The sequence below is a fragment of the Candidatus Palauibacter australiensis genome, assembly GCA_026705295.1.
Lineage (GTDB): Bacteria > Gemmatimonadota > Gemmatimonadetes > Palauibacterales > Palauibacteraceae > Palauibacter > Palauibacter australiensis.
The window spans coordinates 1-16330 of the sequence record JAPPBA010000025.1; the positions used below are offsets into that span (position 1 = coordinate 1).

The window sequence follows — 16330 nt, forward strand, 5'->3', positions numbered from 1 at the left end:
GTAGGGGTTCTCGATGTCGTTGACGAAGAACTGCCGGCCCATCTCGTCGCAGGCATAGCACTCGCGCTGCACGGGCTGCTCGGCGGCGAGCGCCTTGCGGTCGTTCCAGCCGCGGTACGGCATGCGGTACGGCGGCACGTGCTCGGTGTAGTCCCGCTCCGGGATGATCATGGGCCCCGCCTCGAGCACGAGCGTGCGGAGGCCGAGTTCGGTGAGTTCCTTCGCGGCCCAGCCGCCGGTGATCCCCGAGCCGACGACGATCGCGTCCCACACCTCCTGCCGGCGGGGAACCGCCGGGGCGGCCCGGCCACTCACTGCTGCCCTCCGGAACGGCTTTGCTGGCTGCGCTGTCCGCCGGGGCGGCCCTCGCCGGCGCCGTACTGGTCGAGGATGACGCACCCCTCGAAGGCGCCGGGGATGATCCGGTATCCCAGCGAGCGCAGGCCGGGGCGCGAGGTGAAGTAGCCGGCGAGCGTGAAGCGCTTCATGTCGTAGAAGAAGGTCTGCCTCTCGTCGATCCCGGGATCGCGGCGGCGGCGGTCGAGGTCCTCGTCCAGCCGCGCCACGAGGTCGGTCTGCTGAGCCTCCGTGCAGTCGGCGAAGTCGGCGCCGTGGGCTGCCCGGGCGATGGGGTCCACGGCGTCCAGGCCGGCGAGGAAACGGTCGCGGTCCGACGCGTCCAGCCAACCGGTCAGGAGGGCATCGACGAATGCGGTAACGCCCGCCTCGCTCGCGCCGGGCGTGTCCGTCGGGGGGATGATGACCTCGGCGAGCGCCGTCACCGTCCGCGCCTGCGCGGGCGTGAGCGTCGCGGGCGGCGCGCCGCCGACCGGGCCGGCCACCGACCGGATGCGCTGGCCGAGCGCCAGGGCCTCGGCCACTGCGCTCCCCGGCGCCAGCAGCGGTGCGCCCGCTGCCACACCGATGATCTCGAGAGCCCTGCGCCGTCTCACAGTCGGTCCTCCCGGCCGGCATCGACGCGCGCGGACGGCGGAGGCGCCGCCGCGCCCCGCATAATAGGCCCGGCGGCCCGCGGCAAAAGCCCCGCGGTTCGACGGCGGCCGGGGCGCGCGACATATTGCGCGCATGGACAGACGAAGATTCGTGCAGAACTCGCTCGGCGCCGGCCTGCTCCTCGCCGGCGCCGGACGTGCGGCGCCCGCCGCGGCCCGGACTCTGGCCCGGACCCTCCCCGATGCCCGGACGCTCCCCGAGGCCTGGGGGCTCCAACTCTACACGGTGCGCTCGCTGATGGCGCGCGATGTCGAGCGGACGCTGGCGTCCGTCGCCCGCATCGGCTACGGCGAGGTGGAGTTCGCCGGCTACTTCGGCCGCTCCCCGGCCGAGATCCGGACCGCGCTCGAAGCGGAAGGCCTCACCGCCCCCGCGGCTCACCTGTCGCTCGAAGAACTCCGGTCGAGCTTGGATGAGGCCGCCGACGCGGCGGCCGAGATCGGACACCAGTACCTCGTCGTCCCCTACCTCGGGGGTTCCGAGCGGCCGGGCAACGACGGCGCCACGGGATCGGCCCTCGTCGATGGATACCGCCGGCTCGCGGACGAGTTCAACGCGCTCGGGGCGCGCTGCCGCGAGGCCGGGCTCGTCTTCGGCTACCACAACCACGACTTCGAACTCGAGGAGGTGGACGGCGTTCGTCTCTTCGACGTCATGATCGAGAACACGGACCCCGAACTCGTCACCTACGAGGTCGACTTCTACTGGCTCGTGCACGCGGGCGCCGATCCGTTCGACTACTTCAGCCGGTATCCCGGTCGCTTCGAACTCTGCCACGTGAAGGACCGCACGGAGGATGGCGAGATGGCGGACGTGGGCGCGGGCGTCATCGACTTCGCGGCGATCTTCGAGCGCTCGGACGAGGCGGGGCTCATCCACTACTTCGTCGAGCACGACCAGCCGGGCGATCCGATGGGGTCGGTGCGCGCGAGCTACGAGCACCTCGACGCGCTCGATGGCTGATCCGGCCCCGCCCCGGGACCGGAAACCGGTCAGCCGCCGGGACGCCCTGCGCGCGACCGGCGCCGCCTCGCTCGGTCTGCTTGTCGGCGGCAGGGCGAACTCCGCGGCGGCGCTCGCCGGCGGGGCCCGAGCGTCGGGTCGCGGTGCACCGGGCGCCCGCCGGTCCGCCAACGCCATCACGCAGTCCGTGGCGCGCTGGTGCTTCGAGGAGATTCCCCTCGTCCCCTTCTGCCGGGGCGTGGCCGACATCGGTCTCACCGCGATGGACCTGCTCACGGTCGAGGAATGGCCGGTCGCCCACGACCACGGTCTCACGGTCTCGTGCGGCGACGTGGCGGCCGGGACGATCGAGGACGGCCTCAACGAGGCGAAGAACCACGCCGGCATCATCGGGGCCTTCGAGCGCCACATCCCGCACGCCGCGCGCGTCGCGGTCCCCAACGTCATCTGCTTCTTCGGCAACCGCCGCGGGATGGAGGACGGCGTCGGGATCGAGAACTCCATCGCCTGCCTCGAGGCGTGCGCTCCCATCGCCGAGTCCGAGGGTGTCACGATCCTCGTCGAGGTCCTCAACTCGAAATCCGGCGGACACGTCGACTACATCGGCGACCGCATGGACTACGCGCTCGAGATCATCCGGGCCGTCGACTCACCCCGCGTGAAGATCCTCTACGACATCTATCACATGCAGATCATGGAGGGCGACATCATCCGCACGCTCACGGATGCGAGCCCCTGGATCGGCCACTACCACACCGGCGGCGTCCCCGGGCGGGCCGAGATCGACGACACGCAGGAACTGAACTATCCCCCGATCGTTCAGGCGATCGCGGACGCGGGCTTCGAGGGCTTCATGGCCCACGAGTTCATCCCCCGGAGCGGCGACCCCCTGCACTCGCTGCGCGAAGCCGTGGAGCTGTGCGCCCTCTAGCCAGGACCGCCTGTTTCCTTCCCAGCCACAGCGCGATCAGCAGCCACAGCCCGGCAAGCGGGACCATGGTCAGCGCGAGCGCGGAGCTCCCCAGCCCCAGCGCGCGCAGTCCGGCGAAGGACCACACCCCGATCTGGTCGCCCGCCCGGTAGACGAAGAGGTCGTTGAAGTTCTTCGCCTTGTACTTGTCCCGGCGCGGAAGGACGGTGTAGAGCACCTCCCTCGTCGGCACCGCGAGCGCGAAGTTCCCCGCCCTCCGCAGCACCTGGAACACGACGAACACCGCGAACACCGGCGCCGCTCCCAGCGCCAGGAAGCCGAGGACGCTGAGCACGGGCAGGATCCCGAGGGCCAGGCGCACGCCGAGCCACTTCAGGATGCGGCCCGTCAGGAAGAGCTGGGTGCAGAGCGTGAGGATGTTCACCGAAAGGTCGATGCGCGCGAAGACCGAGGTCCGCTCCGCGCCCGTCGCGAAGGTACGCGAGACGATGTCCGCCTGGATGTTGTAGAGGAAGGTCGAACCGATCGTGAACAGCAGCATGAAGGCCCCGATCCCGAGCAGGTAGGGCGACGCCAGCACCCGCCGGATCCCCTCCAGCGCCGACCCCCCGATCACCTCGCCCACCGAACCCTTATCCGCCGAACCCTTATCCGCCGAACCCCCGGCCCCCGAACCCTCGGCCGCGACCGGGGAGGCCGCGCAGCGCGAATCGAGCGCCTTGAGGCAGGCGACCGCGCCCTCGAGCAGCAGCACCGAGAACAGGAGGAGCGTCGCGGGCGACAGGAACCCGACGAGGAAGGCCGTGATCGCGGACCCCACGATCCCCCCCACGGTGCCGCCGACGCCAATGAGGCCGAACAGGCGGCGGCTCTGGCGCTCGCGGAAGATGTCCGTCATGAACGACCAGAAGACGGAGACCACGAACAGGTTGAAGACGCTGATCCAGACGAAGAAGGTCCGGCCGATCCACACCGCGGCGGGGCCGTCGGTCACGACCCTCAGCAGCACGAAGTAGACGAGCAGGTTCAGCATGAAGAAGCGGTACGTGAGCGTCACGAACCGCCGGCGGGTCCACCGTGACACGACCGCGGCGAAGATCGGGTGCACGAGGAGCATCGCCGCCAGGGTGCCGGTGAACAGCCAGGGGATGTTCTCGACCCCGCCCGCGACCGCCATCTCCTCGCGGATGGGCCGGATCACGTAGTACGCCGACAGGATGAAGAAGAAGTAGAGGGCCGACAGGAGCACGAGCCCGGCCTCTTCCGGTCGGGCGCCCGTCAGCCGTGCGGCGAACGTGCGCGGCTCGCTCTCCGGGGGCGGGGTCATCCGGGGGAGGCTCCGGGGTGGCGCTTCATCGTGGCTCTGCTTGCCGGTCGATGGAAAAAGGGATTCTCTTCAGAGGATCACGGAACCTAACGGTGAGAGCGAACGTGGCCAGCTTCCTGCAACTTGTCGTCGGCGCCGCCCGGCGGATCCTCAACATGCGGCGGGGCGAATTCAGCCTCGCGGTGTTGTCCGCGCTCTTCTTCTTCCTCGTCCTCTGCGGCTACTTCTTCCTCCGTCCCGTGCGCGAGGCGATGGGCGTGGCCCGCGGGATGGACGACCTGCGCTGGCTCTTCGCCTTGACTTCGGTGGCCTCCCTGTTCGCGGTCCTCGTCTTCGGGGGCGTCGTCGCGCGGACGAACCGGCGGCGCTTCATCCCGATCGCGTACCTGTTCGTCATCGCCTGCCTGATCGGCTTCGCGACGCTTCTGATCCAGGATGTGCGGGCGGGCGGCGGCCTCATCGGCACCGACGCGGAGACCGGCCTCGCGCGCGGCGTGGGCTACACCTTCTACGTGTGGCTGAGCGTCATCAACCTCTTCTCGACCAGCGTATTCTGGGCCTTCATGGTCGACGTGTTCGACGTCGACCAAGGGAAGAGGATGTTCCCCTTCATCGGGATCGGGGGCACCCTCGGGGCGCTCATCGGGGGGCGCGGCGCGAGCTTCGTCAGCGGACTCACCGAGAGTCCCTACCTGCCCGCCGGCCTCATGCTGATCGGGGCCGGCTGCTTCGCGCTCGCGATCGCCGTCATGCTGATCCTCGACCGGAGGGCCGGGGCGTCGGACCTGTCCCGGCTCGGAGCGGCCTCGGACGGCGGACCGACAGCGGCGGACGGCGGCGCGGCGGAGTCCGGACCCCGGCGGCGAGGCGAGGGCGGCACGCGCATCGGTGGCGGGGCGCTGGAAGGGCTGCGCGCCGTGTTCACCTCGCCTTACCTGCTCGGCGTCGGCCTCTGGGTCGTGTTCATGGCGATCTCGAACACCCTGATCTACTTCACCCAGGCGAACGTCATCCTCGAGGCCACGGACACGTTCAGCCAGCGGGTCGGGAGCTTCGCCGACTTCGACTCGCTGGCGCAGTTCGGAACCCTGCTCACGCAGATCTTCGTCACGACCCACCTGATCCGGAAGCTGGGCGTCGGGTGGACGCTGGCCATCCTGCCGCTCGTCACCGTGCTCGGGTTCGTCGTGCTCGCCGTGTGGCCGATCTACGGGGTGATGATGATCTTCCAGGCCGTCCACCGCGCGACGCGGTACGCGATTTCGCGGCCCTCGCGGGAAACGCTGTTCTCGGTCGTGCCGCCCGCGGAGAAGTACAAGGGGAAGCCGATCGTCGACGTCTTCCTGTACCGTGGCGGCGACCTCGCGGGCGCCGGGATCGACAGCCTGTTCGCGATGCTCGGCCTCACGCTGGCCTGGGTGGCGATGTCCACGGCGCCGCTGGCAGGGATGTGGATCGTCCTCTCCATCGGCCTCGGACGGGCCCAGGCACGGCGCGTGGATTCCTGAGCCGCCGGTGCTGCCCGACGATCTGTTCGGTCCCGGGTCGCCGCTGCGGGTCATCGGCCACCGCGGGGCGGCGGCGTTCGCGCCGGAGAACACGCTCCCTTCCTTCGAGCACGCGGTGCGCGTGGGGGCCGACGCGGTGGAACTCGACCTGCACCGGAGCGCGGACGGCCGCCTCATGGTCATCCACGATCCGAGCCTCCCCCGCACCACGGAAGGGACGGGGGACGTCGAGGCGCTGACCCGAGACGAACTGCGCGCCTTCGACGCCGGGTACCGCTTCACGACGGATCACGGGAAGACCTTCCCCTTCCGGGAGACGGGCGTCGGCATCCCTACCCTCGAAGAGGTGCTCGAAGCGGTGGGCGACCTGCCCGTGATCGCGGAGATCAAGTCGGCGGCGGCAGGGCACGAACTGGGCGCCTGGCTGCAGCGGAGCGGGAATCGCGCGGACCGGGAGCGGATCCTGGTCGGCGGCTTCGAGCGCGGGGAAGTGGAGCCCGCGAGCCGGCACGCGCGCTGGCACTGCGCCTACCAGGACGAACTCCGCGCGTACGTCCTGTTCGGCAAGGTCGGCCTCGGCCGCCGCTTCGCCCCCGCCGGTTGCGCGGCCGCCATGCTGCCCGAACGGCAGGGCGCGCTGCGCATCGTCACGCCGCGCTTCGTGCGGCGCGCCCACGCCGACGGGATGGGCGTCTTCGTGTGGACCGTGAACCACCCCGATGACATGCGGCGCCTGTTGGACTGGGGCGTCGACGGCCTCGTGAGCGACGCCCCGGGGCGGGCCCGCCGGATCCTGGACGAGAGGGACGCGCAGGGAGGCGCGGGAGAGCATGCCGCAGCCTGAGACGCGGCCGCGGACGATCCTCCACGTGGACATGGACGCGTTCTATGCCGCGGTGGAGGTGCGCGAGGACCCGTCGCTGCGCGGCAAGCCGGTCATCATCGGCTCCGCCCCGCGCAAGGGGCGCGGCCGGGGCGTCGTCTCGACGGCGAACTACGAGGCCCGGCGCTACGGGATCCACTCCGCGATGCCGATCTCGCAGGCGTGGCGCCGCTGCCCCGACGGCGTCTACGTGCGTCCGCGCATCGCCTTCTACGCGGAGATCTCCGGGCGGATCTTCGACATCTTCCGCTCCTTCACCGACCAGGTGGAGACGCTCTCGCTGGACGAGGCCTTCCTCGACGTGACGGCGAGCCGGCGGCTGTTCGGAACGGGACCGGAGATCGCGACCCGCATCCGGCAGCGGATCGCCGAGGAGGAGCGGCTCACCGCCTCCGTCGGCGTCGCCTCGAACAAGTACGTGGCGAAGGTTGCGAGCGACCTCAGGAAGCCGGACGCGCTCGTCGTCGTGCCGCCGGGGACCGAACGCGAGTTCCTGGCGCCGCTCTCCGTTGCCCGGCTCTGGGGGGCGGGGCCGAAGGTCCAGGCCCGGCTCGCCCGGCTCGGCTTCAGGACGATCGGGGACGTGGCGCGCAACAAGCCCGAGTTCCTCGAGGCGTCGCTGGGCCGCAAGCTGGGGCGGCGTCTGCACGAACTCGCGAACGGCCTCGACGTGCGGAGGGTCGACCCGCGGCCGGGGAGAAAGTCGCTCGGCAAGGAGGTGACCTTCCCGCAGGACGTCGAGGACCGCGCCCGGGTGGAGCGCACGCTGCTCGCCCTCTGCGAGGGGGTCGGGCGGTCGCTGCGCAAGAAGGGGATCGCGGGGCGCACGGTGCAGTTGAAGCTGCGCTGGGACGGCTTCGAGACCCACACCAGGCAGCGGACGCTCGAACGGCCGGCGGACATGACGGAAGCCATCTGGCCCGTCGCGCGGGAGCTGTTCCGGGAGGCCGACGATCCCCGCCGCCTCGTCCGGCTCATCGGGGTCAGCCTCTCCGGCTTCGACCACGGCGAGGGCGAGCAGCTCGGGCTGCTGGACGACGAGGATCCCGCCGCGGGCGACGGCGCCGCCCGGCGCGAGCTGGCGAAGACGATGGACTCCGTGGCGGACCGCTTCGGCCGGGACGCGCTGAAGCGGGCCGCCCTTCTCGATTCCAACGTGCGAGGCACGTAGCAAGACACACAGCGAGGCACACAGCGAGGCACACGACCATGCAGGTATTTCCGATTCCGCCGGCCTCCGGGCGCGGCATCCTGTGGTTCTTCATCATCATCATCGTCGTCCTCATCGGCGTGACGCTCATGCTGGGCTGGGCGGCCTGGTCCACGCGTAACAGCCGCGCCGAGGTGTCGCCGGCGGGGCTGAAGCTGGTGGGAGACCTGTGGGGCCGGACGATCCCCCTCGACCGGCTCGAGCTCGACGACGCCCGGATCGTGGACCTGCGCGGCGAACCCGACCTCGTCCCCCGCCGGCGCACGATGGGGACGGCGCTCGGAGGCTACTCGGCGGGATGGTTCCGGCTCCGCGGCGGCGAGAAGGCGCTCCTCTACCTCACGGACCGGCGGCGGGTGGTGTACATTCCGACGCTCGACGGGTACTCGCTCCTCGTCAGCCAGAGCGACCCCCGCCGCTTTCTGGACGCGCTGCACGAGACGGCCGGCGGCGCGGATGGCGACGCGGCCGGCAACGCGGCCGGCAACACCACCGAAGGAGAGTGACGACGGATGCTCCCGACACGGGATGAAGCGCTCGCGATCGTCCACGAATACACCGAGAGTCCGGGACTTCGGCGTCACATGCTGGCGGTGGAGGCGGCCATGCGCGCCTACGCGAGGAAGTACGGCGAGGACGAAGACCGCTGGGGCGTGGCGGGGCTGCTGCACGACTTCGACTACGAGCGCTGGCCCAACCACGACCACGCGTCCGATTCGGAGCATCCCTCGACCGGGGTCGCCATCCTCCGCGACAAGGGGGTGGACGAGGACGTCCTCGAGACGATCATGGCGCACGCGGACTACACGGAGGTCGAAGCGACGACGCGGATGTCGAAGACGCTCCGGGCCGTGGACGAACTCACCGGCTTCATCACCGCCTGCGCGCTGGTGCGGCCCACGCGGCTCGCCGGCATGAAGACCCGGTCGGTGAGAAAGAAGATGAAGGACAAGGCGTTCGCCGCCGCGATCAGCCGCGACGAAATGCTGGAGAACTGCGCTGAACTGGGCGAAGACATGGGCGAGCACATCGCCTTCGTCATCGCCGCCATGCAGCTTGCGGCGGAAGATCTCGGCCTGAACGGCCCGGGAGGTACCCGAGCATGACCACGACGACGATCATCATGATGATCCTCATCCTCGGATTCGTCTGGGGAGGACTCGCCGTCCTCGCGTCGATCGCCTGGCGCAAGGAAGGCGCCAAGCGAGGCGGAGAGAGCTGAGGAGAAGGCGCCGCGGGGGACGGACCCTGCTGGTGACGCTGGCCGCGCTGGGGGCCGGGTCGTGCTTCCTCCCCATCCCGCGCGCGATGCGCCCGCCCGAGCCGGTCGGCGGCGACTCGGCGGCCGTGAGCGCCGCGCAACGGGATTCGATCGCGGAGGCCGCGCGGCAGGACTCGATCGCGAGGGCCGAGCGCGAGGCCGCGCGGCAGGATTCGATCGCGAGGGCCGAGCGGGAAGCGGCACGGCGGGACTCGATCGCGAGGGCCGAGCGGGCCGCGGCCGCGCGCCGGGACTCCATCCTCGCGGCGGAGCGGGCCGCCGCGCTCCGGGACTCGCTGGAGGCGGCCCGGCGCGACTCGCTGATCGCCGCCGCCCGCCGCGACTCGCTGGCCGCCATCGAGACGGCCCGGGCCGCGGTCGCCGCGGAGTTGGCGGAACTCCGCGAATCGGGGCCCGCATACGTCGCCGTCGACGAGGCGCCCCGCCTCGTGTGGGACACCGATGCCGAGGCCGCGCTCGCGACGACCCTGCTCCCGGTGATCCGCGCCGAGGGACTCGACCCGGACATCGCGGCATCCATCTGGCTCCTCGTACGAACCGACGGAAGGGTCGAGGCGACCGCGGTCCAGGTCTCATCCGGCGACCAGGCGTTCGACGCGGCGGCCGTGCGCGCGGCCCGCGCGCTGCTCTTCTCCCCCGCCCTCCGCGACGGGCGCCCCACCCCCGTCTGGGTCCTGCGCGAAATCTCGCTTCTCATGCGGTAGCCGCGCGCTTCTCCCCACCTCCGGCGGCTGCGCTGCCGGGGGCTGCGATCCGCCGTCTGACCGAATAGCTTGCGCGCCCGATGCCACGCCGCGACGACATCTCCTCGATTCTTCTCATAGGCTCCGGCCCGATCGTGATCGGCCAGGCCTGCGAGTTCGACTACTCCGGGACGCAGGCCTGCCGGGCGCTCCGCGAGGAGGGATACCGAGTCATCCTCGTGAACTCGAATCCCGCCACGATCATGACGGACCCGGACATCGCCGACGCGACCTACATCGAGCCGCTGACGGCCGACTGGGTCGCGCGGGTCATCGAGGCGGAGAAGCCCGACGCGCTCATCCCCACCATGGGCGGCCAGACGGCGCTCAACGTCGCGCTCGAACTCGCCGAACGCGGCGTGCTCGACGAGCACGGCGTGGAGCTGATCGGTGCCGACGTCCGGGCGATTCAGCTCGCCGAGGACCGCGAGCAGTTCGCCGAAGCCATGCAGCGCATCGGGCTCGAACTGCCGGCGGGAGGGTTCGCCCGCTCGCTCGACGAGGCGCTCACGCTGGTCGAGGACACCGGATTCCCCGCCATCATCCGGCCGTCCTTCACCCTCGGCGGCACCGGCGGCAGCACCGCCTACAACCGCGAGGAGTTCGAGGACCTCGTCCGCTCCGGCATCCGCTCGTCGCCGATCGGAGAAGTCCTCATCGACCGCAGCATCATCGGCTGGAAGGAGTTCGAACTCGAGGTGATGCGGGACCGGGCGGACAACGTCGTCATCGTCTGCTCGATCGAGAACTTCGACGCCATGGGCGTGCACACGGGCGACTCGATCACGGTCGCGCCGGCGCTCACCCTCTCCGACCGCGAGTACCAGGCCATGCGGGACGCGGCCATTGCCTGCATCCGGGAGATCGGGGTGGACGCGGGCGGCTGCAACATCCAGTTCGCCGTGCACCCGACCACGGGCCAGATGCTCGTCATCGAGATGAACCCGCGCGTGTCCCGGAGTTCGGCCCTCGCATCGAAGGCGACCGGGTTCCCCATCGCGCGCATCGGCGCCAAGCTCGCGGTCGGCTACCGCCTCGACGAGATCCCGAACGCGATCACCCAGGTGACGCCCTCCTGCTTCGAGCCGGTCCTCGACTACATGGTCGTCAAGATCCCGCGCTTCGCGTTCGAGAAGTTCCCAAAGGCGGACGCCACGCTCGGCGTGCAGATGAAGGCCGTGGGCGAGGTGATGGCGATCGGCCGCACCTTCCAGCAGGCGTGGTTGAAGGGCTTCCGCGCGCTCGAGAACGGGCGGTCGGGGTGGCTGCCCGACCAGGACCCGGACGCGGACCGCCTCGAGGACGACGCCGTGGACACGGTACGGGCCGCGATCCGCACCGCGACGCCCGAGCGCCCCTTCCAGCTTTACCGCGCCTTCCAGGCGGGCCTCTCCGTGGACGAGATCAACCGGATCACCGGGATCGACCCCTGGTTCCTCTCCCAGCTCGAGGAACTCGTGCGCGAGGGCCAAGCGTTCGCGGCCGCCGCGGAGGCCACGCCCGCGGACGTCGAACGGCTGAAGCGAATCGGCTTCGGCGACGCGGAGATGGGACAGTTGCGCGGCATCCCGGAGGCCGAGGTGCGGGAGGTGCGCCAGGCCGCGGGGCACCGTCCCGTCTACAAGACGGTGGACACCTGCGCGGGCGAGTTCCCGGCCGCCACGCCGTACCTCTACTCGACCTACGAGGACGAGAACGAATCCGAGCGTTCGGACCGGCGGAAGATCATCATCCTCGGCAGCGGCCCCAACCGCATCGGACAAGGCATCGAGTTCGACTACTGCTGCGTCTCCGCCTCGCTAGCGCTCCGCGACGAGGGGTTCGAGACGATCATGATCAACTCGAATCCCGAGACCGTCTCCACCGACTTCGACATCTCGAACAAGCTCTACTTCGAGCCGCTCACGGTGGAGGACGTGCTCGCCATCGTCGAGCAGGAGAAGCCGGAGGGCGTCATCGTCCAGTTCGGGGGACAGACGCCGCTGACGATCGCGCGCAAGCTCGAGCAACTCGGCGTCCCCATCCTCGGGACGAGCGTCGAGTCGATCGACCGCACCGAGGACCGCCGCCGCTTCGACGAACTCTGCCGCGAACTCGGCGTGCCGATGCCGCCCGGCGGCACCGCGACGAGCATCGAAGAGGCGCTGGAGATCGCGGAGGACATCGGGTACCCCGTCCTCGTCCGCCCCAGCTACGTGCTCGGCGGCCGCGCCATGGAGATCGTCTACGACCCGGTCTCGCTGCGGGAGTACTTCGCGCGCGCGGTGCAGGCCTCTCCCGAACATCCCGTGCTCCTGGACCGGTTCCTCGAGGACGCTTTCGAGGCGGATGTCGACGCGGTGTGCGACGGGGAGACGGTCCTCATTGGCGGCATCATGCAGCACATCGAGGACGCCGGCGTCCACTCCGGCGACTCCGCCTGCGTCCTGCCGCCCTACCTCCTGCGCGACGTCGACATGGAGGCCATGCGCCGCTTCACGCGGGACTTCGCGATCGCGCTGGACGTCCGGGGCCTCATCAACGTGCAGTTCGCCGTGCACGAGAAGACGGTCTACGTGCTCGAGGTCAATCCGCGCGCGAGCCGCACGGTGCCGTTCGTGAGCAAGGCGACCGGGGTCCCGCTCGCGCGCGTGGCCGCGCGGGTGCTGGCCGGCGTGAAGCTCGCCGACCTCGGACTCGGGGACGAACTCGTCCCGCACCAGGTGTCCGTGAAGGAAGCCGTGCTCCCCTTCGACAAGATCCCGGACGCGGACACCGTGCTCGGCCCGGAGATGCGGTCCACGGGCGAGGTCATGGGATACGCGGACAGCTTCGGGCTCGCCTTCGCGAAGTCCCAGATCTCCGTCTACCAGGGGCTGCCGACGGAGGGGGCCGTCGCGATCACGGTACACGACCAGGACAAGCCGAACATGGTCCCGATCGCGCGCCGCTTCCACGAACTGGGCTTCACGATCTTCGCCACGGAGGGGACGGCCCGGTATCTGCGCGGCCGCGGCGTGCCGTGCGAGCGCATCCTCAAGGTGCACGAGGGGCGTCCGAACCTCCTCGACCGCATCGTCTCGGGCGATGTCCAACTGCTCCTGAACACGCCGCTCGGCAAGCACGCCCAGTACGACGACTACATGATCCGCCGCGCCGCCGTCTCCCGGCGCGTGCCCTACACGACGACGCTCTCCGCAGCGTCCGCGGCCGCCGACGCGATCATCGCCCTCCGCCACCGCCGGCACACCGTCCACAGCCTCCAGGCGCGATAACCCGCTCCGTCTGACGTTCCCGCGGGAACGTCTCGCCGGGCGCCGAAACGCCGCTTCCGGCGGGCGACGTCCCACTTTCCGACGCGGGCCGCGCGCACTTATCCTACGGGGTTATTGCCTTTCGGTCCCTTCCGGGTGCCTCAAAGGGAAAATGAATGGGTAAGATGAGTCAACGCACGCTGGCAGCGACGCTGGTCGCCCTGCTCAGCGCCCCCGCCGCCACGGCGGCCGCGCAGGGCCTCCCCGACGATGAACTGGCGCCCCTCGTGGCCCGCGTGGAAGCGGGCGTGCTCGAGCGCGCCAAGCTGGCCCAGGTCATGGTCGACAAGATCTTCTCCTTCTCCGAACTGGGGCAGCAGGAGATCGAGACCTCGGCCTACATCACCGGGATCCTGGAAGAGAACGGCTTCGCGGTCGAGCACGCGCCCTCGGGCATCCCGACCGCCTGGTTCGCGCGCTGGGGCAGCGGGTCGCCGGTCATCTCCTTCGGGTCCGACATCGATGGCATCCCGAAGGCCAACCAGAAGCCCGGCGTCGCCTATCACGACCCACTGATTCCGGGTGCGCCCGGCCACGGCGAAGGCCACAACTCCGGGCAGGCGGTGAACGTCGTGGCGGCGCTCGCGCTGAAGGACGTCATGGAGGCCGAGGGCATCGAGGGGACGCTCGTGCTCTGGCCCGGCGTCGCCGAGGAGCAGTTGGGCTCCAAGGCCTGGTACGTGCGGGACGGCTATCTCGAGGACATCGACGTCACCCTCTTCACGCACGTGGGCAGCAACCTGGCGGTGAGCTGGGGCCAGGGGAGCGGCACCGGGCTCGTCTCCGTGGAGTTCACCTTCGAGGGCGAGGCCGCCCACGGCGCGGGCGCGCCCTGGCGGGGCCGCAGCGCGCTCGACGCGGTCGAGTTGATGAACGTGGCCTGGAACTTCCGGCGCGAGCACCTGCGACCCGACCAGCGCTCCCACTACGTGATCAGCGACGGCGGCGACCAGCCGAACGTCGTGCCGCCGAGCGCGTCGGTCTGGTACTTCATCCGCGAGATGGACTACGAGGACATCAAGCGCAACTTCGACACGGCCATCCGCATCGCGGAGGGCGCGGCGCTGATGACCGACACCGAAATGTCGTACCGGATCATCGGAGCCGCCTGGCCCCGCCACTTCAACAAGGTCGTGGCCGAAACGATGTACGAACACATCGAGGAGGTCGGGCTTCCGGAGTGGACCGAGAACGACCACGACTTCGCGAGCGCCGTGCAGAAGTCGGTGGGAAGTGTCCCGTCGGGGATGCCGATCGCACTCTCGCCCCTGGGCGAGCCGGGGCCGCGCCGCAGCGGCGGGTCCGACGACATCGGCGACATCTCGTGGAACGTGCCCACGGTGACCCTGCGCTTCCCGTCGAACGTGCCGGGGCTTCCGGGCCACCACTGGTCGAGCGCCATGGCGATGGCCACCCCGATCGCGCACAAGGGCGCGGTTGCCGGCGCGCGCGTCATGGCCCGCACCGCGCTACAGCTCTTCGCGCAGCCGGAACGGGTCGACGAGGCCTGGACGTACTTCCGGGAGGAGCAGACCGCGGGCGTGGAGTACATTCCCTTCATCGGCCCGGACGACCCGCCTCCGATCGACCTCAACCGGGAGATCATGAACACGTTCCGTCCGCTCCTGGAGCCGTACTACTATGACGAGACGCGCTTCGACACGTATCTTGATCAACTGGGAATCAAGTATCCCACGCTGTCGCGGCCGGCTTCCGCGGATGACCGGCAGGACAACGCGGGAGCGAGCGCGGGAGCGAACCGAGGACTTTGACAGCCGGAGTTTTCCGATGATCGACGCCAGCCGCAGACTTCTCTCGACAGCCGCCGCCATGCTGCTCGTGGTGACGCTTGCCGGCGCGGGCGGCCCTCCGGAGGCCGTCACGGAGCCTCCGGCCGACGTTACGCCGGCCGCAGCGGCCGACGACGAGCCGACCGAGGTGGGCTGGCGCCTCCTGGCGAGCCTCAACTACCGGACCGGCGAACCGGGCGAGGAGCTGGCGGCGCTCGCAGGCAAGCTCGTCAAGATCCCCGGCTTCACGGTGCCGCTCGAAGACTGGGCGTCCTCGGCCACGGAGTTCCTCCTCGTTCCCTATGTCGGCGCCTGCATCCACACGCCCCCTCCGCCGCCCAACCAGCTCGTCTACATCGAGATGGATGAGGGCAAGCGGGCGAAGTTGGACGGGTGGAATCCGGTGTGGGTCGAGGGCGTGCTCGAGATCGAGCTGACCGAGAGTGTGTACGGCTACGTCGGCTTCACCCTCGCCGGTCAGCAGGTCTATCCGTACGGCCCCTGATCCGCGATGCGGCCGCCTGCATGCACGGAGCGAATCCCCTCACAGGCCAATAGATGAGCCCTGCAATCGACCTCCGGGGCCTGCGCTTCCGCTACGGCGACGGCCCCTGGGTGCTGGACATCGGCGAACTGGCCCTCGAGCGAGGCGCGCGCGCGTTCCTCTTCGGTCCGAGCGGGAGCGGCAAGACCACGCTGCTCGGCGTGCTGGCGGGGGTCCTGGCAGCGACGGAAGGCGAGGTCAGGGTGCTCGGCGAGGACCTCGCCTCGCTCTCGGGCGCCCAGCGGGACGCCTTCCGGGCTGAGCACATCGGCTACGTCTTCCAGATGTTCAACCTCATCCCCTACCTGTCGGTACTCGACAACATCGCGCTCCCCGCGCGCATGGACGCGAAACGCCGGGCCCGGCTGGACGGCGCGGGCGTGAAGGAGACCGCCGCGCTGCTGGCCGATCATCTCCAGATCGGCGACCTGCTGAAGAAGCCGGTGACGGAACTCTCGGTGGGCCAGCAGCAGCGGGTCGCCGCCTGCCGGGCGCTCATTGGGTCGCCCGAGATCATCGTCGCCGACGAACCGACCTCCTCCCTCGACTACGATCGCCGGGAGGCCTTCCTCCAACTGCTCTTCCAGGAGTGCGAGCGCGCCGGCTCCACGCTGGTGTTCGTGAGCCACGACCGCACGCTGGAGGGCATGTTCTCCCGCACCATCTCGCTCCCCGACGTCAACAAGGCGGTGTTCTGATGCTGGTGTTCGACCTCGCCCTGAAGTCGCTCCGCAATCGAGCCTTCAGCACCTCGCTCACGGTGAGCTCCATCGCCCTCAGCTTCGCCCTCCTGATCGGCGTCGAGAACGTGCGCGTGGGCATGCGCGAAAGCTTCTCCAACA

At 70.1% G+C, this 16330-nt stretch carries 16 protein-coding genes; 13 read left to right on the plus strand and 3 right to left on the minus strand.

Going from position 1 to position 16330, the window contains the following annotated elements:
* Positions 1-315 (minus strand): GMC family oxidoreductase (locus tag OXN85_01855; GenBank protein ID MCY3598703.1); only part of this gene is annotated, 315 nt, incomplete at its 3' end.
* Positions 312-953, minus strand: a complete 642-nt coding sequence (locus OXN85_01860; GenBank protein MCY3598704.1) for a gluconate 2-dehydrogenase subunit 3 family protein — start codon at positions 951-953, stop codon at positions 312-314. The genes OXN85_01855 and OXN85_01860, both read right to left, overlap by 4 nt.
* Positions 954-1086: 133 nt before the next feature.
* Between OXN85_01860 and OXN85_01865 the strand changes: the two genes are divergently transcribed.
* Entirely contained in the window at positions 1087-1977 is an 891-nt protein-coding gene (locus OXN85_01865) for a sugar phosphate isomerase/epimerase (protein MCY3598705.1), read from the plus strand.
* Complete coding sequence (locus OXN85_01870) at positions 1970-2908, plus strand: TIM barrel protein (GenBank protein ID MCY3598706.1); 939 nt, start codon at positions 1970-1972, stop codon at positions 2906-2908. Before OXN85_01865 ends, OXN85_01870 begins: the two co-directional genes overlap by 8 nt.
* On the opposite strand, the gene OXN85_01875 is transcribed toward OXN85_01870, so the two are convergent.
* Positions 2844-4235 carry an MFS transporter gene (locus OXN85_01875; protein ID MCY3598707.1) on the minus strand — a complete coding sequence of 464 codons (1392 nt, stop codon included), beginning with the start codon at positions 4233-4235 and terminating at the stop codon, positions 2844-2846. The two genes, OXN85_01870 and OXN85_01875, sit on opposite strands and share 65 nt — an antisense overlap.
* A 92-nt stretch (positions 4236-4327) precedes the next feature.
* Here OXN85_01875 and OXN85_01880 point away from each other — a divergent pair, with 92 nt between their 5' ends.
* From OXN85_01880 to OXN85_01930, 11 genes are all read left to right on the plus strand, one after another.
* Positions 4328-5743, plus strand: a complete 1416-nt coding sequence (locus OXN85_01880; protein MCY3598708.1) for an MFS transporter — start codon at positions 4328-4330, stop codon at positions 5741-5743.
* 7 nt (positions 5744-5750) lie between these two features.
* A complete protein-coding gene (locus tag OXN85_01885) occupies positions 5751-6587 on the plus strand; it encodes a glycerophosphodiester phosphodiesterase (GenBank protein ID MCY3598709.1) in 837 nt (278 codons plus the stop codon).
* Entirely contained in the window at positions 6574-7797 is a 1224-nt protein-coding gene (gene dinB / locus OXN85_01890; GenBank protein MCY3598710.1) for a DNA polymerase IV, read from the plus strand. Before OXN85_01885 ends, dinB begins: the two co-directional genes overlap by 14 nt.
* 38 nt (positions 7798-7835) lie before the next feature.
* Positions 7836-8342, plus strand: a complete 507-nt coding sequence (locus OXN85_01895; GenBank protein MCY3598711.1) for a PH domain-containing protein — start codon at positions 7836-7838, stop codon at positions 8340-8342.
* 6 nt (positions 8343-8348) lie between these two features.
* Positions 8349-8942, plus strand: coding sequence for an HDIG domain-containing protein (locus OXN85_01900; protein ID MCY3598712.1), 594 nt, complete (start codon positions 8349-8351; stop codon positions 8940-8942).
* Complete coding sequence (locus OXN85_01905; GenBank protein MCY3598713.1) at positions 8939-9058, plus strand: methionine/alanine import family NSS transporter small subunit; 120 nt, start codon at positions 8939-8941, stop codon at positions 9056-9058. Before OXN85_01900 ends, OXN85_01905 begins: the two co-directional genes overlap by 4 nt.
* Before the next feature lie 32 nt (positions 9059-9090).
* Complete coding sequence (locus OXN85_01910) at positions 9091-9822, plus strand: TonB family protein (protein ID MCY3598714.1); 732 nt, start codon at positions 9091-9093, stop codon at positions 9820-9822.
* An 80-nt stretch (positions 9823-9902) separates the two neighbouring features.
* A complete protein-coding gene (gene carB / locus OXN85_01915) occupies positions 9903-13115 on the plus strand; it encodes a carbamoyl-phosphate synthase large subunit (GenBank protein ID MCY3598715.1) in 3213 nt (1070 codons plus the stop codon).
* Positions 13116-13279: 164 nt separating this feature from the next.
* The gene (locus tag OXN85_01920) at positions 13280-14926 is read left to right on the plus strand and encodes an amidohydrolase (GenBank protein ID MCY3598716.1); all 1647 of its coding nucleotides are present in this window, start codon (positions 13280-13282) and stop codon (positions 14924-14926) included.
* Positions 14927-14942: 16 nt separating this feature from the next.
* Entirely contained in the window at positions 14943-15449 is a 507-nt protein-coding gene (locus OXN85_01925; GenBank protein MCY3598717.1) for a DUF3299 domain-containing protein, read from the plus strand.
* Positions 15450-15502: 53 nt separating this feature from the next.
* Positions 15503-16186: an ABC transporter ATP-binding protein gene (locus OXN85_01930; protein ID MCY3598718.1), complete on the plus strand. Its 684-nt coding sequence runs from the start codon at positions 15503-15505 to the stop codon at positions 16184-16186.
* Positions 16187-16330: the final 144 nt, after the last annotated feature.